Origin of the sequence: Micromonospora kangleipakensis (genome assembly GCF_004217615.1) — a bacterium.
GTDB classification, from domain to species: Bacteria; Actinomycetota; Actinomycetes; order Mycobacteriales; family Micromonosporaceae; genus Micromonospora; species Micromonospora kangleipakensis.
Map to the genome: position 1 here is coordinate 5,547,841 of NZ_SHLD01000001.1, position 23,192 is coordinate 5,571,032.

Genomic DNA, 23,192 nt, shown 5'->3' on the forward strand with positions numbered 1-23,192 from the left:
CACTCGGACGATGACCCGCATCCCCCCGCAGACGTTGTATCACCGATGCCTGGGCTGGCACGCCCCTGCCCTGCGGCGAGCCGTCATCGTCGCCTCCATCGGGCTCATCGTCGCTCTGGCGCTCCTGCCGTTCATGACGTGGGAGTTGGCCGCGGTCGGGGGCTGGGACGCCGCCGCGCTCGCCTTCCTCCTCACCATCTGGCCGGTCATCATCGGAGCGGACAGCTCCCACACCGAGATGCTCGCCATGCGTGAGGACGAGACCCGGGGAACCGCCGCAGTGCTGCTGGTAGGGGCGGGCGTCACCAGCCTGCTGGGTGTCGGCTTTGCTCTCAGCCTCGCCGGCCGGCAGAGCGGCTCAATGCCGGTACTGCTCGTCGGCGTCGCAATACTGACCGTCCTGCTGTCGTGGACCGTTGTCAACACGGTCTTCACCCTGCGCTACGCCGACCTGCAATTCCGATCAACGACCGGGGGGATCGGCTTCGGCGGCCAGTCTGTGCAGGGGCGGCCCACCTACCGCGACTTGGCCTACGTCGCCTTCACGATCGGCATGACTTACCAAGTATCGGACACGGTCATCAGCGATCCGCGGATCCGGGGCAGCGTGCTGTCCCATGCCGTCCTGTCGTACGTATTCGGTGTGGTGATCGTGGCGGGTTCCGTCAACCTCATCGCCGACCTGGCCCGCTGACGTTGACTGCCGTTCAATGCACCCGCTGCTCCCAACCCGCTCCCCATCACCCGTCGATAGACCGTGGGTGTTGAGGGGGACGAGGCGACACGAACCACTATCCCACCACCGATGATCGTGGCGAGAACTCTCACCGGTCTCCTCCCCCGGGTCGCCGCCTTTCCCGACCGAGGAGAAGGGCGTGCGGCGGGGACACGCCGGGGCACCGAACCTCAGCCCAGATGTCTGGACCACTGTCGGCGAGGCGGTGTGCGCGGACCCGGGCGGCCAGGTGCGGTGGCGGATCGACTTCGGGCCACGTCGCGGTAGTGCGGCTGGACGGATCTACGGCCTGGTCATCGGCCACAAGGTGACATCCAACTCCGTCCCACTCCTCAGTGCCGACAACTGCTCCACCTCACCCTCAACATCGCCTGCGGGATCGCGGTGATTTCCCAGGCGTCCGCCGCCGCACAGCCATCACCTGAACGAGCGCGGTGACCGCGGCCGAGCTGCTACATCGGTTGGGCCGGGAGGCTCTCCTGGGAGTCGCAGCTCGCAGATCGCCTATCACGGCCCGCTGGCCCCCGAGGGAAGAGTTGGATTCTGGCAATCGGCACCCGCCGTCCGTGGTTACCTGGCACCGGGTCGCGCCCCACTTCACGAGCTGTTAAGAGAAATACGCCATCTGGGGGGATTTAGTTGACCAAACCATCATTCACCCGCCTTGCGGGGGCCGCCGTGCTGGCCGCCGTGATCAGCCTGGGGTCTGCCGCACCAGCGTGGGCTGGGGGTGGCACGACGATCAACATCGATCCGGCGGACACCGGCACGACGGCGGCGGCGTTCGGCACTCACAGGTGCGACCCGAACCTCGGTGGTGGTCCCTTCCAGGGCGAGGACGTCTGGGTCTTCGCCCTGCCGGCTGCGAAGCAGCAGGGCACCTTCACCTCACTGACCATCGAGTTCGCCACGGAGGGTGGCCCCGTCACGGAGACCATCACGACCACGCCCGCCGGTGACCGCGCGATCGTCGGCGACAGGGCGTGGATCAGGACGCCAGCCGGCCTGTCCTCGACCGGCGAGCTGGTGAATCCGTTCGCCCTCACCAACGCCACGGCGGTGATCACGGGCACCGACGGAACATTTGACCTGGCGCAGACCTGCCCGGCGACCGGCGGGACACCTAGCCCGGGCCTGCCGGTGACCGGCGCGGGAGTCTCCGGTCCGACGCTCGGCAAGCTCGCTGCGGGGGGCGGCAGTCTCATCGTGGTCGGCCTCGTACTGCTTCTCGCGCAACGGCGTCGTCGCTTCGTCGCATGACCTGAGCCGGTTCATCCGTACGGCGGGGTTCTGCCCCGGCAGGGCCGGGTCAGCCGTCGCCCATGACTGGATCTTCCGCTGGCCGGCACCCGAGAGCTCGGGTGCCGGCCAGGGACTGTCGTCCGGGTTATTCCTACCTTGCCATCTCGGCCCCGACATCACGCGGGTCAGGTCGAGGGCAATCCTGGCCAAGTAGGCTCAGGGTCGGGCGGGTTTCCGTACGCTGCGCTGAGTGAAATGGGCACGTTCCTTCGTCGCGCTGGCGGCGACCCTGACAGTTGCGGCGTGCGATGCCGCCCGATGCGCCCACTGGCCGGGCCCTCACGCGCGGAGTCGGGCAACGTCAGCTATGACCTGCATCTGCTGAAGAACAATCCGGCTGCGTTCTACGTACTGGCCAACTGGCGGGACCAGGCTGCCTTCGATCAGCACGTGGCCAGCGGGAACCTCCGTACCCTGCTGAACGAGTAGGCCGCGCCGGATCTGGTGGCTGCGCCCATGCTGAGCTGCGCGGCCGCTCTCCAGCCCGGACACCAGACCGGACCGGCCCCGAGCGACCGCGAACTCCCCCGCCCAGGTGTTCCTCGTTCCGTTCTTCACCACGAGCCGGGTGCGGTCGACGAGGTGCGTCGGGCCCACCTCGTGATGGTGGAGCCGACCCGGGCTGCGCACGGCTGCCTCGACCACGACCTGTACCAGTCCGGGCGGACCCGTCGTTGATTTTCTTCTACGAGAACTGGACCGACCAAGAGGTGCTCGCCAAGCACATGAACACGCCGAACTTCTACCGGTATGTTCGGGGCGAGGTGGACGGGCGCTTGGTGGTCCCTTGGACCGCGCACGTGATGGCGATGGTCAGCCAGCCCTCCAGCTAGACCAGCCGGGCGGCTTCGGAGTCCCGGCCCTGGGCCTGCTCGGCGCCGGACGCGGGCCCGCCCGGGCGTGGGAGCATCCCGGTCGGCCTGCTGCCACAGTTTGACGGCACCGATCATGTTCGCGCCACCAACCGGCCGACGCAGGCGCTCCGCTTGCGCTCGCCTAGCGGGGACCAGACCGGGCTGGCCGTCACAGTCAAACTGTTCGGGGGCAGGACATGCGGTTGGGACGGAGTGTCCTCGGCTGGCTCCGCCGCCGGGATCCGGGATACCGGACAGTTCGCCGGGCGGCGCGGCTGACCCTCGTCGCCTCCGTCAGCTTCTACGGCTGCCGGTACGGTCTGGGCAGCACCGTTCTGGCGACGTACGCGTTGTTCGCCACGGTCGCTACCGGCGAGTTCGCCCAGTTGCCGGGCGACGCGTCCCAGCGAGCGCGCACGCTGCTCGCCGCACTGCCGATGGCGTGGGTGCTGGTGGCCATCGGCACCGTCCTGGCCTGGAGCACCTGGGCCGCGGCGGCCGGCATGCTGGTCGTCGGGTTCGCCGTGGCGTTCGCCGGCGTCGGCGGCCCGCGCCTGGTCGGGCTGGCCAACGCGTTCCAGCTCTTCTACATCCTGGCCTGCTTCCCGCCGTATCAGCCCGGGACGCTTCCGGCCCGGTTGGCTGGTGTGACGCTGGGCATCGTGCTCGTGAGCCTCGCCGAGGTGGCGCTGTGGCCCGACCCGGCACCGGTCGCCTTCCCGCACCGCCTGCGCGACGCGGCGAGGGCGGTCGCCGCGTTCCTCGAGGGAATCGCGGACGTGATGTCCGGGCAGCAAGGTGCAGACGCGGAGGTGGCGCGGCGCCACACTCCGGCTATCCGTGCGGTCGAACAGGTGCGGATACTGCAGCTACCCGCTACCCAGCGGCCCATGTCCGCCAGCGTGCGGGACCGTGCGTTGCGAGACGCTGCCGCCGCCGTACACGAGATGCTCGCGCTCGCCGAGTCGCTCGCGACCGAACGGGGGACAACCGAGACCAGGGACGCCGACGCGGCGCGACTGCTGCGGCAGTCCGCAGCATCGATCCGCTCCTCCGGCGACATCGCGCTCGGGGAAGCCCAGGCAGCCGGCACGGACGACCACCTTGATGCCGCGGGCGCCGCACTCGAAAGGCGGCGGGCCCGGGCGGGGCAGCGGGCCGACGCCATTCGTCTGCGCGTAGATGCCATCGTTCAGGCAGTGGTCGAACAGGCCGGCATCTTCGCGACCGCCGCGCGGGTGGCTGGTGGTTTCCGGACGTGGCAGGCCACAGAGCGTCCGGCCACCGGGCCCGACCAGTTCTGGTACGCCCGGCGCAGCGTCCTGTCGTTGTACTGGCAGCAGTTTCGCGCGCACCTCACCCCACGCTCGGTGTATTTCGAGGGAGCCGTCCGGCTTGCCGTGGCTCTCGCCGCCGCCCGCATCATCGCCGGAACGTTCAACCTGCTCCACGGCTTCTGGGTGCTTCTCGCCATCCTCACTCTCCTGCGGACCTCCGGCGCGGACACCCGCACCACGTTGCGTCCCGCACTGGTCGGCACCCTGATCGGTGCGGTCGCCGGCGGCCTGCTGCTCCTCAGTTCTCCAGCGCCCGAGATCTACGCGGCGCTGCTGCCGATCAGCATGGTGCTGGCGTTCGGCCTGGGCCCCCTGCTGGGCGTGGGCTGGTCGCAGGCCATGCTGACACTGCTGCTTATCTTCGTCTTCGCCCAGCTCACGCCAGTGAACTGGCAGCTGGTCGGGGCCCGTGTGGTGGATGTCCTGATCGGTGCGGCGGTCGGTGTTCTTGCCGGGTTGCTGATGTGGCCCCGCGGCGCCAGCAGCGAACTGCGGCGCAACGCTGCCGCCTACCTCGGGGCTGCTGCGGAGGCCATCGCACAAACCGTGCAGGTACTCGCGGGGAAAGACCGAACGCCCGGGGCGCTCGACGCAGCGCGTCGAGGAAAGATCCTCACCGACGCATCCTTCGCCCAGTACCATTTCGAGCGCCACGATCCGCGGATGTCGTATGTGGACTGGGAGGGCGTACTGATCGCCGGGAACCGCATCCTGCACGGCGCAGAGGCGCTTCTCGCCCGCGATCGACCCGGCGTTCTGGCGCCCTGGCCCGACTCCGCAGCCCAGCTCGTCGGCTGGGCCCAGCGACTGCGGTCCGCTTACGCCGACCTGGCCAGACAGTTGCCGCAGGGGCAGATCCGCCGCCCCGTCGCCCCACCGGCGGCTGCCCCGGACATCGTCGACCGCGTCGATGAGAGCATCCGGAGCGGCGAGACCCGGCCCGAGGTCCTGCGCCCGGTCGAGGTCGACGTCTGGCTTGCCGGCCTCACCGGCCACATCGCGCGGATCCAGTCACCACCGACGATGCCGGCGGGACATCGGCAGAAGACGTAGACGACGTCCTGCCCATCCCGACTGAGGCAGGTGGCCTGGCGTCGCCGCAAATGCGGTCCGCTCGGGCGAGCCGTCCTGGTTGCGGGGATGTCCGCACCCGTGTCCCGATCGTGGTCGACCGGAGAGCTCGGGTCGGTCGCCATGTCACCGGCGAGACGCACTGCGCCCGTGATCACTCCAAGCCGCCTCCCAGCTTGGCTTATTACTTTGGGTGACGATCGGGCGACCGGATGGCGTCCGGCTGAGGCGTGGGGGGCTGGAGCGGGTGCAACGAAGATCACGACGGATTGCGGTGGCCGTGCTGGCGGCACTGCTGGTGCTGGGCGGCGGCACGGCCTTCGCCATCGGGGCGTACGGCCGCTCGCTCAACGACAACCTGGCCCGCGCGGACGCCTTCGCCGGAGTGCCGGCCGGCGCTCGCCCGACGCAGCCGATCAGCGGCGCCATGAACGTGCTGCTGCTCGGCAGCGACTCCCGCGACCCGGACACGACCTCGAACTCCCGAACCGACACGATCATGCTTCTGCACCTCGAAGCCGACCACAAGAAGGCTGAGGTCATCTCGATCCCTCGGGACACCTGGGTCTTCGTCCCGAAGTCGACCGACGGTCGACACGGAGACACCATGGCGAAGATCAACTCCGCGTACGCCTGGGGCGGCACGCCGCTCATGGTCCAGACCGTGGAGACCTTCACCGGCGTCCACATCGACCACGTCGGACTGGTCGACTTCGCCGGTTTCGAGCAGGTGGTCAACGCCTTGGGCGGCGTGGATCTGAAGATCGAGAAGACCATCACGTCGATCCACCCGCCGTACCGGACCTTCGACAAGGGCACCCAGCATCTGAACGGCGCGGAAGCGCTCGACTACGTACGCCAGCGCTACCAGTTCGCCGACGGCGACTTCAGCCGGGAACGGCACCAGCGAGAGTTCCTCCAGGCACTGCTCGACCGGGCGGCGAGCCTCGGTACGTTGGCCAACCCGGTCAAGCTCAACTCCTTCCTCCAGGCCGTCACCAGGTCGGTCACCGTCGACAAGGACTTCGACCTGGTCGACGTCGCGCTGGAACTGCGGGACCTGCGCAGCACGGACCTGACCTTCCTGGGCAGCCCGAGCGCGGGGACCGGCACCAGGAGTGGGCAGAGCGTGGTGCTGCCGGACACTGCCCGGGCGGGGGCGCTCTTCCAGGCGGTCGCCCACGACACGGTCCAGGAGTACCTGCGGGGAAGCGAGGGCCCGACACCGTCCCCGACCCACTCCGCCAACTCCCGCCTCTAGAGCGGTCTTCACGAACGCTCACCGGTCGGGGTCGCTGTGGTGGATCCTCGTCGACAGGGTGTCCCGGCCGCCTCGTCCTGCCGCTCTACGTGCCGGGCCGGGCGGAGCGGCAGCCCGCAGCCGGGGCCGGCTTGAGCGCCTCGCACGCCTCCAGCGCCGCGCTGGCCGTCGGATCACTCGCGTCCGAGGTGGCGCCGCGCTGCACTCCGTGGTCGAGAGGCAGTTGGCGTACGCCGGGTTCGTTCCCGACCCGCTGCCAGGGCCGTTGCCGTCACGGGCGCGACCCGGGCCACCGCTGGGCGGTACCGAACGGCAGGCCTCCTGAGCCTTCTGCCAGGTCGCGTCGTCGGCATCCGACGGGCGGAGCCCCGCGAACCCACCGGGCTGCCTCCCGGGCGACCCGACGCGGCCGGGAACGAGGCGCCCGAGGGGCGGCCGGACGGGCGCACGGTGGGCAGGTTGTCGGGCACAGGCGGGGCGGACCGCCGGGTGGGGGTGTCAGCGGCCTCGCGTGGCTCGGCAGATCTCCACCGGCAGGGCCGGTGCGCCGTCGGCGCCGGCACAACGGTGCGCACAGTCGATCTCGGGCACCTCGGCCCCGCCACCGAATGGCCGGTCCGCCAACCCGTCAAGCAGCCTCGTGCGGACCCCCGACGGTCACCGCCTCTACGTAGGCCAGACCGATGCCGTGAGCTGGCACGATCCCGCCACCGGCACCGAACTCGGCCGCGCCGCCGTACCCGGCCTAGTATGCCTACATGGCCTGGCCGAACACGCCTGACCCGGCTCGTACGTCCCGCTCTCGTGGGCCATCCGACCATTCGTGCAGCTCACGCGGCCTTGAGCGCGAGCGCCTCGGTGACCTGTACGTGACGTTGACGATGAACGATGAGCGGTATGCAGTTCACCCGACGGAGCCTGCTCGGCGCGACCGCGGCAGCCGGAGTGACGGGTCTGGCCACCGGCTGTGAGCCGGACCGCCGAGAATCCGGTGCCCCACCGGCCGACGGCCCGGCGAGCGCCACACCGCCCTTCGACCCGGCGAGCTGGGGCAGCGTGCGCGCACAGTTCGCGCTCGACCGCAGCCGGGCGCACCTGGCCACCTTCGTCTTCTCGGCACACCCCGCGCCGGTCCGCGCCGCCGTCACCGCGCACCGGGACGGGCTCGACCGGGACGCGATGGGCTACCTGGGCGCCAACGAGCAACGGCTCGACGAAGCTGTGCTCGAGGCGGCCGCCGACCACCTCGACACCCGCCCGGACCAGATCGCCCTGACCGATTCGACCACGATGGGCCTCGGCCTGCTCTACACCGCGGTACGGCTACGGCCCGGCGACGAGGTGCTGACCACCGAGCACGACTTCTACGCCACGCACGAGTCGTTGCGGCTGCGGGCCGAGCGGGACGGGGTGACCGTCCGCCGGGTGCGCCTCTACCGGGACCCGGCGGTGACCACCGTTGACGAGTTGGTCGCCAACCTCTCGGCGGCGGTCACCGCCCGAACCAGGGTCGTCGCGCTCACCTGGGTGCACTCCAGCACCGGGGTGAAGCTGCCGATTCGGCAGCTCGCCAACGCGGTTCGCGCGCGCAGCCCGGAAGCGCTGGTCTGCGTCGACGGGGTGCACGGCTTCGGCGCCGAGGCGGTGACCCCGGCGCATCTCGGCTGCGACGCCCTGGTCTCCGGCTGCCACAAGTGGCTGCTCGGGCCGCGTGGCACCGGACTCATCTGGGGCAGTGAGCGGGCGTGGGGCCGGATGACGCCGGTGATCCCCACCTTTGACGGGCGCAGCATCGGCCACTGGCTGTTCGGACGTGCGGGCGGGCCGGCGACGCCCGCCGGACCCGCACATACCCCGGGGGGTTACCACAGCTTCGAGCACCGGTGGGCGCTGGCCGAGGCGTTCGAGTTCCACCGACGGATCGGGCCAGAGCGGGTCGCCGCGCGGACCCGCGAACTGGCCGACCGGCTCAAGGACGGCCTGGCCGGCATTCGCGGGGTGCGGCTGGTCACCCCGCGCTCGTCCGAGCTTTCCGCCGGCGTCGTCTGCTGCGACGTGACCGACGTGCCGGTAGGTGAGGCAGTGGGCCGGCTGCACGCCGCGGGCGTGATCGCCAGCAGCACGCCGTACCGCCCCTCCTACCTGCGATTCGGAGCGACCATCGCCAACAGCGAGGCGGATGTCGACTCGGCACTACGGGCGGTTCGGGGGTTGGTCTGAGCGCTGCCGCGCATCTCGGGATCCATGCCCGTGCCGAGCGATCCGAGTCCCCGCCTCCAGTCGTACTCCGACCCGCAACTCGCTGCGACACCCGCCAGACATGGCGGCTGTCCGAGGCCGGCCACGTTCGACTCTGATGTCACCCCTAGCAGCCGGACAGGCCCGCGCCAGTGGAACCCGGAGGCAGTCTGACAAACTTCGGAGGCGCCGAATAGGTCACCGAGTAGAAGCACTGGTGCGCCGGGCCCGGGCGGACGATCCGGCTCCAATCGGCAGTGTGCTGATCGCGGTTCCGGTCGGTTCCGCCTGCGTGCTGGTGCACATCGACGGAAACTCCGCGCCGGCCGCGGTCCGAGGTCGGCTGGCCAACGGCCGTTGCGTGGAAGGCTGAGCCGTGCGGCCGCCGCACCATCGGGACGATGCCGTGGCCATTCCTTCTAAACCCGGTAAGCCCAGAGTGTGCAGCCTCATCGACGGCACCCGACGAATCGGCCGGCCCGCCCGGCCAGCGGCCATGACCGGACGCCGAGTCAGGGGCTTCGCGATCGACCTGATCCCAGAGCTCGTCCGCGCTGGGCGGGCGTGAAGAAGTGGAGCGCGGTCGCCCCGAACCGTCGCGCTGTCGATCGTTTACAACCGGCGTACCTTATCGAGTGCCGTCCGCGGAGGATCTCCCGGCACGCGTCTCCGGCGTACTGGCCGTCCTCTTCCTCGTCTTCAACGAGGGCTACCTGGCGACCGGCCCCGGCACTGATCCCGTGCGTCACGACCTGACCGCCGAGGCGATCCGGCTCACTCGCCTGATCCGTGCCCTCGTGCCCGACGACGGTGAGGTGACCGGTCTGCTGGCGCTGATGCTCCTCACCGAGGCCCGCCGCACCGCCCGGGTGTCGGTTAGCGGCGAACTGGTCGCCCTCGACGAGCAGGACCGTGGGGCCTGGGACGCGGCCCTGGTCGCCGAGGGTCATCGGCTGGTGCGCGAGCGCCTGGCCGCCGGGGTGGCTCCGGGTCGCTACCAGATCCTCGCAGCGATCAACGCCGTGCACACCGCCGCCCGCGACATCCGCGACACCGACTGGTCGCAGGTCGTCGCCCTCTACGACCAGCTCGTCCGCCTCGACCCCTCGCCGATCATCGCCCTCAACCGAGCCATCGCGATCGCCGAACTCGACGGCCCGGAGGTGGCACTGGCGGCCGTCGATCGTCTTGAGGACAAGTTGGCCGACTATCACGCCTACCATGCCACCCGCGCCGACCTCCTGCGCCGGCTGGGCCGCGGCCAGAACTCGCGCGCGGCCTACGACAAAGCCGTCGAGCTGGCGGGCAACACCGCCGAGACCGCCTACCTGACACGCCGCCGCGACCAGCTCGGGTAGCGCCCGCAAATCCCAACCGAAACCGTGTGCAAAGCGGCGGCCGGCCCCGATGGAATACGCGGCACGAACCAGAGGACGGTGAAGCATCGGGCTCGGGGCCAGGCACACGCACGGGCATCCGCGGTCGCAATCGCCCACAACGAAGGCACCCCTCGCGTGCTCGCCAAGCGCGGCAGCGCCGTCGAAGTCTTCGACAACCAGCAGATCGAGGACCTGCGCTCGCCCGTGTCAAGCGGGCGCGCACCACCGGCCATACGGACAGTCCGCCGGCTCTACCTCATCGACGGAGCCATCAAAGGTGCGGTCGCGGTGCCCATGACCCGGCGTATCAGGTCGAAGATTTCGAGGGAGCGCACGCCCTCGTCGTGGAATGACTGCAGGGCAGGATCGTCGCCGGGTTCGAGCGCCCCGGCCTCCTCCCACATGGCTCGCTCATGGGCCCGCCAGGCAGGGCGGTCTCGCACCTCGACGTTGTCGAAACCCGCAGCCGTCAGCCCTGCGCCGAGGTTGACCCGCCGCAGGCGGTCGGGCAGCCGTTCGTCGTCCTGGTCGAGGGTCTCCCAGCAGGTCAGCACTGCCCGTCCGCCGGGTGCAAGGACCCGCTGCAGCTCGCGGTAGGCGGAGTCCTGCTGCTCGGCGAACTGGATGGCGTCGACGCACAGCACGGCGTCGACCGAGCCGGCGTCCAGTCCGGTCGCGGCGAGGTCCCCGATGCGGAAGTCCGCCGGGCGCCCCAGCCGCCGCGCCTGCTCGCGGGCCTGGTGCACCGCCTCGGCGGAGAAGTCGACCCCCACCAGCCGAGCCTCGGTGCGGGCGGCGATCTCCAGGCCGTAGCCCCCGCGGCCGCAGGCGAGGTCCAGCAGAGTGTCGCCGGGAGACAGGCGCAGAGCTTCGACGACCTCGGCGATCCCCTCCCAGCCGAGCAGGCTGGTGGACAGCAAGTGTGGCGGCAGCCCCAGATGGCGCTGAAGGATCTCGTCCTTAACTGGCGACCCGACCATGTCGGCATACCAGCCGTCGAAGTAGTTCGCCAAGGTCCGTGGTGGGGTCTCCATCCGCCCAGTATGGCGAGGGTCGCCGCGGCCTGGTCGGAGCGGTCGGCAAACCCCTTCAGATCACCCCGATTTGGCACCTCGCCTCATCCTGCTGCTTTGCTCCGGCCAGGGAGAGGTGGTCTCGTCTGCGAACGCACTCATGTCGGCTACTTGTTAACTGGCGCTACGACCGTAGCTCGGCCTGGCTTGGTCGAGGTGACCGGCGGGGTGGCTCTCATTTCGGCTGCCCCCCGCGGTTTGGTGTGGCTCTCATTCGGCATGCGGCCCGCCGGTCACCACTGCGGGGAGAGGCTCAAGTCAGAGGGGTCTGCCCAGCTCGAAGTAGCGCCGCCCTCCTCGCTGATATCAGCTCGGTCTGATTGAGGAGGACAGGTGATCGAATGCCTCGCCGCCCGTAAACCCCGGGTGACGCCCGGAGACCTCAGTCCCCCGTGGAACCGGCAGCCTCGACGATCGAGACGGGAGTGCCAAGTTCGACGGTACGGGAGACGGTGCACAGCCGTTCGTGCGACTGCTGCAGCGACCGGGGCAGCGCCTCGCGCGCCCTGTCGCCGTCCGCGCCCACCGGGAACGTCACGGTGAACTCGACCCTGAGGTTCTGCATCCGGTTTCCTCCGGCCTCGTCCCGGATTTTGTCGCCATTGACTTCGACGGAGAACTGGGTCGGCTCGGCGCGGCGGCTGGTGATGTGGTCCACGTCTATCGCAGTGCAGCCGCCGATGGCAGCCAGAAGCAGTTCCACCGGCGTGAAGCTGGCGTCCTCGCCCGTGCCCATCGACATCGATCCGCCGCGGACGTTCCGCGCGACGTACTTCCCAACGCTGGTGCGCTCGATCTCCACCGAGCGGAAGGTGTCCTCACTCATGACAGGGAAACTACCCAGGCCTTCTGGCCCCCGAGCCACCGGCCTGGCCGGCCGATCGGCCCATCCTCAACCGTCGAGACGGCCATATCAGGACAGCGTCGATCAGAAGTGCCGCGCCGGCGAGCGATAAATGGGCTACCGTCACGCTTGCGGGCACGCACGGCAGGACTCGACCCGCGCCCGGCGGCGACTCCGATGTGTCACCGCCGTGGCCGTGATGTTGGCGCACCGCGGCCACGGCCCCCGGGTCAGGGACGCGGGGAGAACAACATCCGGGCGATCATGAGCATCATGGTCACGAACCCGGCGAGCACTGCGAGCCAGGACCAGGCCCAGCCGACCGTCAGCGTCAGCACCACGAACGCGGCGAGGACCAGCAGCCAGTTCGTCACGACATACAGGCCGAAGCGCGCCGCGGCGGCCGGATCCTCGGTGAACCGGTCCCCCATTTGGGCGTGGGACGCCTGCGTCCGGACCACCCACTCCTTGTGCCGGTTGGTCTGAGTGGCGCCGAGATAGGTGAACAGCGCGACCGACGCGACGACCGTGAGTGCACCACCGACGAGCCAGGGCAGGTCACCCTCGCTCAGGTAGAGCCAGCCGGCGCCGAGGCTAGCCAGGGCCAGAACCGCGCCGAGGGCGTACCCGAGCGCCCGGCCGGTCGGCATCGGATGGTTACTGGTCGTCTCCTGGTGCAGCGCATCGGCGGTGACCGCACCGGCCGCGAGTGCGACGGCGACGACGGCGGCGACCTGGCCGATGAACGGGACATCCAGCAGCGTGGCGGCCAGGACGAGGACGACCAGCCCGGCCGTGGCCAGCGCCGACAGCACTACCGCGCGGACCAGGAACATCGGATCCGGTCGTACCCGGTGGGCCATCCAGTCCGGCGCAGCCCCGTCGGGCTCCGGTCCGGTCCCGTCGAGGATGTCGCGTACGTCTCCCAGCTCCTCGGTGGCCTGCCGGGCGGCCGCCTGGGGGGCGACCCCGGTCGACTCCAGCTCGGCGACGCGGGCGACCAGGTTGGCCCGCATCTCCTCCTTGAGATCCTGCCGGTCCTGGGTCATCTCGATGCCGGCGAACGCCTCGTCGAGCAGGCGGTGCACATGGATGCCGTAGCCGCCCGCGGTGTCATTGGGGATGGTCACGATGACCGCCTTCCGGATGCCGGCTCGTGGGAGCCGTTACGTTCGTCCAGGTCGAGCAGCGAGTCGATAATGTCGCGCGTGGCGATCCACGCCGCGACGTTGCGGCGGTAGACGGCGCGGCCGGCGTCGGTGATGCGGTAATACTTGCGCCGCCCGCCCTGACTCTCGTCGCCCCAGTACGCCTCGATCAGGCCGTCCTTCATCAGCCGCCGGTACGTTGCGTAGAGGGTCGCCTCCTTGATCTCGTGACGACCGCCGGTGGCGTCCCGGATCCGCTTGAAGATCTCGAAGCCGTAGCTGTCGTCGCGGCGCAGCACCGCGAGCACGATCGTGTCCGTATGCCCGCGCAGCAGGTCGGCGGCGAGTACGTCGGCGCTCGGCGAGGCGTCGCCTCGCCCGTTGTCAACCATGGCTAGTACCATAACAGATACAGTAGTTGGCGTCATTGAGCAGAAGGCATGCACTTCTCGGAACGCCACGCGGCTCGCGGCAGTTCGGTGCTCTTGACCTTGAGGTAGGGACTCCTGCTACCGGCCGGCGGGTGGCGGGGCGTAGCCGACCAGTACCTCGTCGGTGTCGCCGGCGAGCATCCACAGGTCCCGTTCCGGTGGCGCGATCTGCACGGTGTCCCGGTCGATGAGCCGCAGACCGAGGGTGCCCGGATCAGGGTTTCCGGGGTGCGGTTCGCCGTGGGCGCACGACAACCGGCAGTCACGGCCAGCGCGGCGTTGCGCAACGCGGCATCGCCGTACCTCGGCGGCGGTATGTGCCCGTAGCGACCTGCGCTGCTCGACGTACCCCGGGTGCCGCTGCCTGACCGACGACGCTGCCGGTGTGGCCGGCGCACGATCTCAGGGACGGCGCAGAAGAAGCCCACACGACAGGAGATGGCAATGTCGGCAGAACTGATGAGCTTCACGGTGTACGCCCACCCGTACCCGGGATGGTCAGACGGGCACGGTCCCTGGAATGGCGGGGGACCGGGTTGGTGGCTGATCTTCCCGATCCTGTTCTGGGTCCTCGTCCTGTCCGGGATCGGGTACGTGATCTACCGCAGGTCGCCCAAGCAGTCCGCCCGCGGCGCCGCCGAGCGCACGCTCGCCGAGCGGTACGCCCGCGGCGAGATCGGCGAGGACGAACTGAAGCAGCGCCGCGCCGTCCTGCGCGGCAAGTCGTAAATGCACCGAGCAGTGAGGCGCCGGCGCTCCGCCTGGCGCCGACGGACCGTCATCGAATTTGGGAGGTGAAGGCCGACCGGCCGTGCGTGGTAACGGTGGAGGGCGAAACCGCGGAGCTACTCGGCTGGCTCCTCGGCCGGCAGCAGGCTGATGGGCTGCTGGTGCGAGGAGCCGATGAAGCTCCCGATCCGCCGCTCTGGATGTAGGGCTCGGTTGCCCCCAGCAGGCGTCGCCTCGGCGAGGGACTTCGAGCGGCTCCAACGGCGGCCGGAAACGAAGCCGAGAGTGGGGCGACCGCAGCAGAGTGACCTCTTCGGGTCCGCCGATGAGGTCACCAAGCAGAAAGCCCTGGTCAACGCGCTCCCGGTGGGATCGGAGTCTCAATAAGCGGGACACTAGTCGACGCTTGGGCGATGCCACGCAGAGTCGGACATCGATCAATCAGCCTGCCTGTCGGTCGGTCCGTGCGGTCGACGGGACCGCCGGCGCGAGGGGGCCGGCAGCGACGGCACTGTGACCACTTCGGTCTTCTCTGGGAGGTCACAGCCGCCAGACTGCTCGCATCGTCGCTGCTCAGGGCACCATCGGCCATTGGGTGTGGGTGAACACTTCGGACGCGGTGACCACTTCGGCGAGGTGCTCCCAATCTGCACCCACCTGCAAGGTGTCGGCCGGTCGGAACTCCTTACCGCTGTGACCTGCAGATACTCCCCTACCAGCGGACATTGAGGACCGCTGAAGTCCGTTCAGTGCCGTTGAGCGCTCCGGTGTGAAACGGGACGCCGCACCCCCTCTGAACAGGGGAAACACGGAGCCGCAGGTGGGGGTGGGTGCCGTTGGGTGCAGTTTAGCGGGGTTACGTGCACTTGACGGCCGTTCAGTGCACCCGCCTGCTCCCAACCTGCTCCCCCATCCGTCGCCTAGGAATGGATAAGCCAGCTGGCCGACTTCGGCTTGCTTCAGCCGCCGTTGTGGCCCGCTGGGTGCACAGCGCGGCAAGTGCTTCGCTCGTCGGCGTCGTTCGAGGCAGGGTGGCGGCACACGTGCAGGGTCGTCCGCCAACTCCCGCGCGCCCAGACCCGAGCAGTTCACCACCACCGGCGCCGCCTCCGTCAGCGACCGCACCTTCCGCAGGGGCGACGGTGCCGCCGGCGGCGATGAACCGAGTCATCAGGTGATTGAGGTACGACGACATGTCGATCAACGGCATCGTTGCCCGCCAGCCGGCGGGCAGCCGCTCAGGCGGGCACGAGCCTCCGGCGACCGCAGCCGTCACCGTGCACCGACGACGGCGAACCCGTGTCCCGGTACCCGCTCGGCGGGTGCGTCACCTCCCCACCCGCGGCTACCACCGGGCGCATCGTCGACCTCAGCACGACGGTCCGAGAGCGGCGGTACGGGCCCGCCTCGGCGGTGGGGGCGCCGCGGTGAGCGCCCGCGCCCTGGACGCCATCGCCGCGGGGGCGGTTGCCGTGCTCGTGCTATGCGCGGGCGGAACCGGGGCGATGTTCACCGGCGGCGGCACCGCCTCCGCCGCCTGCTACAGCACCATCGGGTCCGACGGCCAGCCGCTGCTGCCCACCAGGGGTCTGCATCCTCGACCCGGTAGCCGCGATCGGTGGCGCTGCGGGTCCCGGCCGCTCGGCGTCCTTTGGCTGCGGCGGAAATGACAGGGCGAGGCTCCTCACCTGAGCCTCGCCCTGCATGATTCGGCATGGCTATAAGGACGTGACCCGCGAGCGGGCCTCCATGATCCGTCTCAAGACGGCACAACGGCCGACTTCGAAATTATCAGGCCGAATGCTACCTGCACGGATATTTGCACGGCACTCGATGGCCTCCGACTCACAGCCGGGCCACTCCCGCAATGGATCGGCGGATCGAAGCTGAGCTGAGAGCAGAGCGTCACCAGTCAGGTCCTTTCGAGAATGAACCGGCGACCGAGGTCGGGATCACCGATGAACCAGAATAGAACGATCTTACCGTCGACTGAGTCTGATCGAAGGTTAACTGAGTACGGGACCGGAAACTCGTCGAGTGACTCAAAGACGAGAGCAACCTCAGTTTTTCTCCCGCTGTAGTCGTTAACGGCGGCGCGGACCGACCATCTCCCGGCTCCGGACGTTGTAGCCGATGTTGGCGGCTCTGATCCTAGAAGCGAGACAGGGATCTGCGACGCATGGAATGTCCCGTCGTCGTTGAGGACCAACTCGCAACCACCGGCTCCTTGCCACACACCGACCACGATGTCGTTGGACAGCTCTGGACGGGAATCGCCGAGCCATCTCATCACTGCATTAACGGCGACGATAACGAGAAGGCAGGCCATACACGAGGCGATAATTCCAAAAGCAAGTCGCCGCCGCGTACGTCCGGTCACTGCGGACACCCTAAATTGACACAGGTGGTAGCTCTAAAACGGTAGCTCTGAATCATGTAGTGCTCAAGCGGATAGGCATCTGCCCCGCTTCCCGCGTTCCCGTCACCGCGTGGCGGCGTTACTCCAGGAACTCTTGAGCCGGAATAGATTGTTGTGGCGTTTCGCACGTGGTACTCAACGACAGGGTTATCGCTCTCGTAGCCCACGACCTTCCAGTCGACATCGAACGATCCGGTAACCGCCATAACCTCTCTGCTGCCCAAAGCGCCCTGGGTTGCATTACTCAGCATGTCCTGAAGCAGGTGCCTGTAGTTTTCGCTCTTCGGCATGTCGGAGTAGTGAAAGTCCTGGCGTCCACCCAGCTCGCCCGCGGCGGCGCGCCTATCGATCTCGAGGTATATGTTCGCGAACTCGTCCGTCAACCAAAGCTCCCTGGTCATTCGATCCCCCCAGCGGAAGTACTCATAGCGCGCGCATCGATCCGTTGGGCCGAAGATGCCACAGGTAAGGTCCGGCGACTGGAAGCCGTACACCATGTCGAGGAACCATTGCTTCACTATGTCGTAAGGGCCTTCCTCGCGCGACCCCTCGGCGTGGCAGTACTCAGGGGTAGCCAACGTGCAAGCCTGGGGCGGAGGCTTTGGCTTGCCGCCGCCTTTGCCCTTTCCGGAGCATCGCGGCCAGCAGCTACCATTCTTGGCCTTGTTCTCACGGTTGGCCTTTTCGTTTCCCGGCTGGTAGTCCGGGCAGCTACTGATGGTGAGGCAGTCCGTATCGATGAGCCCGGTGGGGTCGCTAAACGTCGCTGGATTGTGGTGTGAGTAGGCGTAGCCGTGCCATTGCTGCGGGTCGGTCATGTCCATGACCGGGTCGACAGAGATGAAGCTGCCGGTCGAGGGATCGTATTCTCGGGCGCCGAGGTGGCTGAGGCCGGTGTTGTCCTTGGTGCCTCCGACGAAGCCCTTGTCCATGGCGGGCGGCCAGGCGCTGGACGGGCCACCACGGTCGCCGCCGAAGGGCAGGCTGCGACGTCGTGACACGCTCAAGTCGCTGTTGCGGATCGTGGCTTCGGCGGTGCCGTGGTGGTCGGAGACGATCCAGTCGAGCCTGCCGGCGGAGTCCCGTACGGCGATCGTTTTGCCGGCGTGGGAGTAGTAGCGGGTGCCGGCAGCCGAGGAAGTGGTCTGTTTGCGAACCTCCGTCCCACCTGGCAGGTACAGCGTGGCGCCGGTCGGGTCGCGGCGGACGAGCCGGCTGCCGTCGGCGTCGTACGCGTAGCTGGTACCGCCGCTGCTGTCCGAACTGTTGGCAAGCCTGCCCTCGTAGTCCCAGGTGAGGTTCTGCCGGCCGTTCGGTCCGGGGCGACTCTTGGTGTTGCCGGTCTCGTCGTAGGTGTAGTCCTCGGTCTTGGTGACCGCGCCGGTGGTTTCGACCTTGCTCACGGCGTGGGGGTGCGTTCCGGTGCCCTGGCCCTGCTGGGGGTAGGTGTAGGTCCGGGTGGTCTGCCCGCTGCCGTAGAAGGTCTCGGTCTTCCGGTTGTCGGTGCCGGGCGTGTACGTGTAGCCGTGCCAGTAGGGGGCGGGGCCGCCGAGCTTGGTGCCGTCCGGGGCGGCCGTGCAGTCGTCCGTGTTCGGCGTCCAACCGTTCGTTAGCCGGCGCAGCTGGTCGTACGTGTAGCACTGCGTTTCCGCCACACCGTTGGCGGGCGTGTCGGTGATCTTGTCGACGTTGCCGGCGGGGTCCTGGCTGTAGGTGAAGTTGAAGATCTCCGGCTTCAGCTCGGGCACGGCGCTGCTGTTGGTCAGCCGGCCGGTGTTCTGGTCGGTGGTGTTGGTGATCCAGGTGCGCTTGCCCGTCGCGCCGAGGATCGTCTGCAGCACCTGTCCCAGCTTGGTGTAGCTGGTCTGGTTGACGTAGATCTGGGACGCGGAGAGCTGTCCGTTGGCCAGGCCGACGTCGTTGTAGGTGTAGGTCAGCTTCTCACTGGCCAGCCCGCCCGCCGCCGGCAGCGTGGTCGTGGCGACCTGCCCGTCAGGCCGGTAGGTCGTGTTGTAGTTGTACGAGCACGGGGCGAGGGTGTCCGATGCGCACAGCCCACCCTCAACCGCCGGGATGCTGATTCTGGTGTCCTTCGGCCGGCCGGCAGTGTCGTAGGCGACGACCTCGTTGACGTACGCATTCGTGGAGCCAGCCGGCTCGTACCGCACCGACTTGGTCAGCTTCCCGATGCCGTACTGAAGGGTGTCGTAGGTCCACTCGGCCCGCAGCTTGCCGGTGTCGGTGTCCTCCCGGACGGTTTTCTTCCGGCCGAGGTCGTCGTAGGAGTAGACGAGGGTGCGGTTCCGCATGTCTGTGCTGGTGAGCGTTTCGCCCGCAAGGTTGTAGGTGTAGCTGGTGTTGCCGCGGTCCGGGTCTTCCGCGGTCATTTTGCGTCCACGCTGGTCGTAGGTGTTGCGCCAGGTGTTCCCCACGGGGTCGGTGACGCTGGCGAGTTCACCGCGGTCGGTGTAGCCGTAGCGGTACTCGTCGTAGGTGCCGGCGGTGTCACTGCCTACGTCGGCTCGGTTCTTGTACTGCCGCAGGGCGATGGTTTGGCCCCGGGCGTCGGTGATGGTCGTGGTGGCGGTGCCGCCCAGGGGTGGAGTGACGCTGGTGCGCTCGCCCGTGTAGGTCGTCGTGGTGCGCCACTTCTCGTTCTTCGTGGTGTCGACACCGATCTTGAAGATGGCGTCGGTCAACCGGCCGGCGCCGTCGTAGACATTCTCCGTCAGCGCCGGGATCGCGGGCGTGCCGACGCTGCCGACCAGGGTCTCGTTCGGGGGCGTGTTGGTGGTGTCGTAGTAGGGCTGCGAGGTCCACTCAAGTAGACCGCGCGAGTCGTAGACGGTGTCGGTGAGGACCCGGCCGCCGCCGGGCGCCTGGGTTTGGGTCTGCCGTGAGCGCAGCAGCCCATCGTAGAGGGTGATGGTGGTGCGGTAGGCCGTCGCCGTGGAGGGCAGCAGGGTCTTCGCCGTGATCGCCGTGGATGCGGTGTTGCGGAGGTTGTAGATGTATTCCCTGTCCGGCGCGCTGGGGTAGCTGGTCTTCGACCGTCCTGGCAGCCATACCTGCCGGAGTCGGCCCAGGCCGTCGTAGGTGAGGTCGGTGCGCAGGCCGTTGGGGTCCTCCACGGTCGTGGGCAGGTGCCACGCGGGTGCGTAGGTCGTGGTAGTTGCCTGCGACAGCGGGTTGGTGATCTTCATCGAGGTGACCGGTCCGCCGGCGGCAGGGGTGTACGCCGTCTTGGTGAGGCGCCCCAGGGCGTCATAGCTGTCCGTGACACGACCGATCGGGTCGTACTTGGCCGCCCGGCTGGTGGTGACCCAGTTCGGGGTGCTGCCGGTCCATGAGCCGATCTCCTCGACCTTGGCGACGTTGCCCTGGACTGGTAGGTAGGTGTTCCAGTCGTTGGTGTCCGTGTCGTAGGTGGTCCGGGTGGCGGAGAGCATGTCGCCCGGCAGGGACGCGGTGGCCGCGCAGTTGACGCCGACCGTTTCGGTCTTCTTGGCTAGGTCGAGCATCCAGGTGGTGTCGTTGCGGGCGTACCAGGTGCGGGTGCACCGGTCGTCGGTGGCGGTGGACTCGTCGCCCAGGTCGTCGACGGTGACGGGCAGGTTGTCGCTGTTGTAGGTGGTGACCGTCTTCGTCCACCGGGTCGATCCGTTGGCGAGCTTGAGCCGGTTGCGGACCGTCCCGGTGCCGGTCATGTACGACTTGAGGTTGCTGAAGGTGGCGGTCGGTCCCTGCTTGACCGGGGTGGTGATGGTGCTGTCGATCCAACTGCCCCCGAAGCCGAGGAGTGTCGTCTCCTCGCGGAGCATGCCGGCGTACGGGTCCTCGTCGGCGACCGTGGTGTTCTGGGAGTCGGTGATGTCGACGCTGCGGGTGCCGGAGGGCTGCTTGTCGCCGTCCATGCCGCGGTAGTAGAGGTATTCGGTCGCGGACTGCACGCCGGACTCCAGGCCCTTGCGCACCCGCACCTTGCCATACCCGCGGAACTCGCCCCAGGTGCGCTTCTTCGGCTCGGTCAGCTCCGAGTTGTCGTAGTGCCACGCCGGCTGGTCGAGGTAGTCGTAGTTGGTCTGCTCATGGGTGAATCCGCCGGTGTTGTCGTACACGTCGACGCGGTCGACCCGGTACTTGTGGAACCAGTCGAGGGTAGGTTCCTCGCCCTTCGGCCCGTAATAGGCTGGGTAGCACCGTTTGGTGTTGTCGTGCACCTCGGGAACCGTGCCGAGCGTGCACTCGGTCGGTGAGTAGGTCACCGAGATCTGCGCACCCGACTCCGTGGTGATGGTCCGGATCCGGTACCGGAACAGGTTGGAACGGCCGTCGGCCATTCCGTCGACCCGGTTGGCCAGCGCCTCCGCTCCCGGGTCGAAGACGACCTCCGGGTCGCTCACCTCGGCACCGCCGGCGGAGGTCACCTTGCCGGTGCGGGTGATCCCGGACAGCCACATCGGCTTGCCCTCGTTGTCACCCGACTGCAGGTAGGTGTGGCGCAGCGTCCACCACTCGACCTCGTTGTAGGTACCACCCGAGCCCGAGTAGACCTGGGCGCGGACCCGCGACAGCCGCTTCGCCGTCCAGAACGTCGGAGACAGCTGATCCGTGCAGGGCGTCGCCTTGCAGTACTGGTCCCACGGGGTGTCCAACCACGACGCCTTCACCGGGTCGGTGCCCGACCAGCAGTTACTCGCGCAGCGGTCGGCCGGGTCGAACAGCACCCGCGCCGCCGCGTAGGTCGTCGAGGACGCGTCCGACCGGCTGCCGTACTCGATCTTCGAAAGCCAGCCACCCCGGTCGTAGGTGGTGCGCTTGTCCGGGTTCCCCTCCCGCCCGTAGGCGCCCTCCTCCTTGCCGTAGAAGTACGTCATCGTGTTGCCGCGCGGGTCCACAACGTAGTCCAGGTTCCACCGCCACGCCTGCGTGGTGCGGGATGCTGCATAGTCCCCGGCGACGTAGCCCGGCTCGTCCGGATGGTTGCCGTAGACCGGCATCGTCCAGACCGAGTTGGTGGCGGTGCTGGCCGACGCGCCGCCGACGCCGTGGTTGCGGCCGAAGAAGTACTGCGTGCCGTCGGTCTTCGTGACCTTCCAGTACTCGTTGTCGTTGTCGCCGTTGGCGAACGACGCGTCCGCGCGCAGCTCAATCTTGGAGCCGTCGTCGGCCGTGCCCTTCCACAGGTTGCCGGTCGACTTGACCAGCTCCATGGCCTGCCCGTTCAGCGAGATCGTGGCATTGCCCTCAGGCCGGTACCAGCACTGATCACCACTGCTGACCAGCTTGTTGTTCGGCTCACCACCCCGGATCGCGTCCTTGTCATCGGCGCACGACTTGAACTTGCGCTCAATGAAGCCGGGCCACATGTCCCAGCCGTCACCGATCCACGAGCCCTGCGTATTGGTGCCGGCGGACAGGCCGTCGACCGCTCCCGAGTTGTAGCTGAGCGCCATCGACGGCTCGGGCCCACCCATGGCGGGGGGCTGGTTCAGCGGGTGCGACCAAGAGAAGGCACCGGTCTGCTGGGAGACCTGCCACGTGCCCGCCGCCGACAGGCTGGTCGCGGTGTAGTCGCCGTTGTCACCGGACGGCCCCGCCGTCACCGCAAAGGTCGTCGCCAGACCGTTCGCCGATAGCGGCACGGTCGCCGACACCCTGCCATTGCGGGTGTCGTTGCGCCCCGGCAGCGGCCTGCCATCCGGCAGGGAAACCACCCGCAGCCGCGATCCCCAGTCGCCGCCGTAGGCGGCCGCGAAACCGGAGTAGTCCACCTCGACCCGCACACTGCCGACAGCACGGCGGCCGTCGGCCCGGCTCACCGCGCCGACGATGCCGGCCACGCCCGCCCGTGCCGCGGCCGCCCGATCGGCGACCTCCACGCTGACCTTCTCTACCGGCGCGGCGGCCGAGCGTCGCTCGTCCGGCTCGCCGGCGGGGGCGACCCAGATCGGCAGGGCGCCGGCCCGCGACCCACCGCCGCCCGTCCGGGCGCCGGTGAGGGGGGTCGCCGACAGGTCGACCTCCGCCTTGGCGGCGACCGGCCAGGCGACCCTGCCGGCCCCCGCCTCATGCCCGGCGGCCGTCCAAGCCGGCCGGGTCGGGTGCTTCAGGGGCGTAACCGCCACCCCGGTGACGTCCTTCCCCTTCGGCGGCTTCCAGCCAGGTCGGACGTCGGCCGAGGCGGGGAGTTGTCCCAGCACACTGACGGCCACGACGGCCGCCACTACAGGGGAGAGACGTCGGCTGACCCGGCTGGCCGAAGCCAGGAAACGGCCGGAAAAAGGGCGTGCGGCATCGACGGTACCCACGGTTCTCCTTCACGCAGAGGAGGAGGGACGGCTTGAGAAGGTGGATGGGAGGGAACGAT

At 68.7% G+C, this 23,192-nt stretch carries 15 protein-coding genes and 1 pseudogene; 9 read left to right on the plus strand and 7 right to left on the minus strand.

Features of this window, described 5'->3' with window-relative positions; genetic code table 11:
- The first annotated feature begins 10 nt into the window (after window positions 1-10).
- The 8 genes and pseudogenes from EV384_RS26580 to EV384_RS26610 all read left to right on the plus strand — a co-directional run.
- A complete protein-coding gene (locus tag EV384_RS26580; RefSeq protein WP_165440079.1) occupies window positions 11-694 on the plus strand; it encodes a DUF1345 domain-containing protein in 684 nt (227 codons plus the stop codon).
- Window positions 695-1,414: 720 nt separating this feature from the next.
- Complete coding sequence (locus EV384_RS26585) at window positions 1,415-1,996, plus strand: hypothetical protein (protein ID WP_130337518.1); 582 nt, start codon at window positions 1,415-1,417, stop codon at window positions 1,994-1,996.
- Window positions 1,997-2,233: 237 nt separating this feature from the next.
- A complete protein-coding gene (locus EV384_RS26590) occupies window positions 2,234-2,467 on the plus strand; it encodes a putative quinol monooxygenase (RefSeq protein ID WP_130337520.1) in 234 nt (77 codons plus the stop codon).
- A gap of 245 nt (window positions 2,468-2,712) precedes the next feature.
- Entirely contained in the window at window positions 2,713-2,871 is a 159-nt protein-coding gene (locus EV384_RS35090; RefSeq protein ID WP_165440080.1) for a hypothetical protein, read from the plus strand.
- A gap of 218 nt (window positions 2,872-3,089) precedes the next feature.
- Complete coding sequence (locus EV384_RS26595) at window positions 3,090-5,282, plus strand: FUSC family protein (RefSeq protein ID WP_130337522.1); 2,193 nt, start codon at window positions 3,090-3,092, stop codon at window positions 5,280-5,282.
- A 292-nt stretch (window positions 5,283-5,574) separates the two neighbouring features.
- A complete protein-coding gene (locus EV384_RS26600; RefSeq protein WP_130337524.1) occupies window positions 5,575-6,561 on the plus strand; it encodes an LCP family protein in 987 nt (328 codons plus the stop codon).
- 888 nt (window positions 6,562-7,449) lie between these two features.
- Window positions 7,450-8,781: an aminotransferase class V-fold PLP-dependent enzyme gene (locus tag EV384_RS26605; RefSeq protein ID WP_130337526.1), complete on the plus strand. Its 1,332-nt coding sequence runs from the start codon at window positions 7,450-7,452 to the stop codon at window positions 8,779-8,781.
- Window positions 8,782-9,422: 641 nt separating this feature from the next.
- Window positions 9,423-10,157 (plus strand): annotated as a pseudogene (locus tag EV384_RS26610) (RNA polymerase sigma factor); the annotation flags it as partial.
- Window positions 10,158-10,429: 272 nt separating this feature from the next.
- Here EV384_RS26610 and EV384_RS26615 read toward each other — a convergent pair.
- From EV384_RS26615 to EV384_RS35580, 5 genes are all read right to left on the minus strand, one after another.
- Window positions 10,430-11,212, minus strand: coding sequence for a class I SAM-dependent methyltransferase (locus tag EV384_RS26615; RefSeq protein WP_130337528.1), 783 nt, complete (start codon window positions 11,210-11,212; stop codon window positions 10,430-10,432).
- A 421-nt stretch (window positions 11,213-11,633) separates the two neighbouring features.
- Window positions 11,634-12,077 (minus strand): OsmC family protein, encoded by a 444-nt coding sequence (locus tag EV384_RS26620; RefSeq protein ID WP_130337529.1) that lies wholly within the window; start codon window positions 12,075-12,077, stop codon window positions 11,634-11,636.
- A 248-nt stretch (window positions 12,078-12,325) separates the two neighbouring features.
- Window positions 12,326-13,225 carry a permease prefix domain 1-containing protein gene (locus EV384_RS26625; protein WP_130337530.1) on the minus strand — a complete coding sequence of 300 codons (900 nt, stop codon included), beginning with the start codon at window positions 13,223-13,225 and terminating at the stop codon, window positions 12,326-12,328.
- Window positions 13,222-13,635: a PadR family transcriptional regulator gene (locus EV384_RS26630; RefSeq protein ID WP_130337532.1), complete on the minus strand. Its 414-nt coding sequence runs from the start codon at window positions 13,633-13,635 to the stop codon at window positions 13,222-13,224. The genes EV384_RS26625 and EV384_RS26630 overlap by 4 nt, the downstream gene beginning before the upstream one ends.
- Window positions 13,636-13,752: 117 nt before the next feature.
- On the minus strand, window positions 13,753-13,929 hold the full coding sequence (locus EV384_RS35580) for a hypothetical protein (RefSeq protein WP_207232468.1): 177 nt from the start codon (window positions 13,927-13,929) through the stop codon (window positions 13,753-13,755).
- Window positions 13,930-14,118: 189 nt separating this feature from the next.
- Here EV384_RS35580 and EV384_RS35095 point away from each other — a divergent pair, with 189 nt between their 5' ends.
- Complete coding sequence (locus tag EV384_RS35095; protein ID WP_165440081.1) at window positions 14,119-14,403, plus strand: SHOCT domain-containing protein; 285 nt, start codon at window positions 14,119-14,121, stop codon at window positions 14,401-14,403.
- 1,912 nt (window positions 14,404-16,315) lie between these two features.
- Here EV384_RS35095 and EV384_RS26645 read toward each other — a convergent pair.
- Both EV384_RS26645 and EV384_RS26650 read right to left on the minus strand, forming a co-directional pair.
- Window positions 16,316-16,783, minus strand: a complete 468-nt coding sequence (locus EV384_RS26645; RefSeq protein ID WP_130337534.1) for a hypothetical protein — start codon at window positions 16,781-16,783, stop codon at window positions 16,316-16,318.
- Complete coding sequence (locus EV384_RS26650) at window positions 16,780-23,133, minus strand: RHS repeat domain-containing protein (protein ID WP_130337536.1); 6,354 nt, start codon at window positions 23,131-23,133, stop codon at window positions 16,780-16,782. Before EV384_RS26650 ends, EV384_RS26645 begins: the two co-directional genes overlap by 4 nt.
- Window positions 23,134-23,192: the final 59 nt, after the last annotated feature.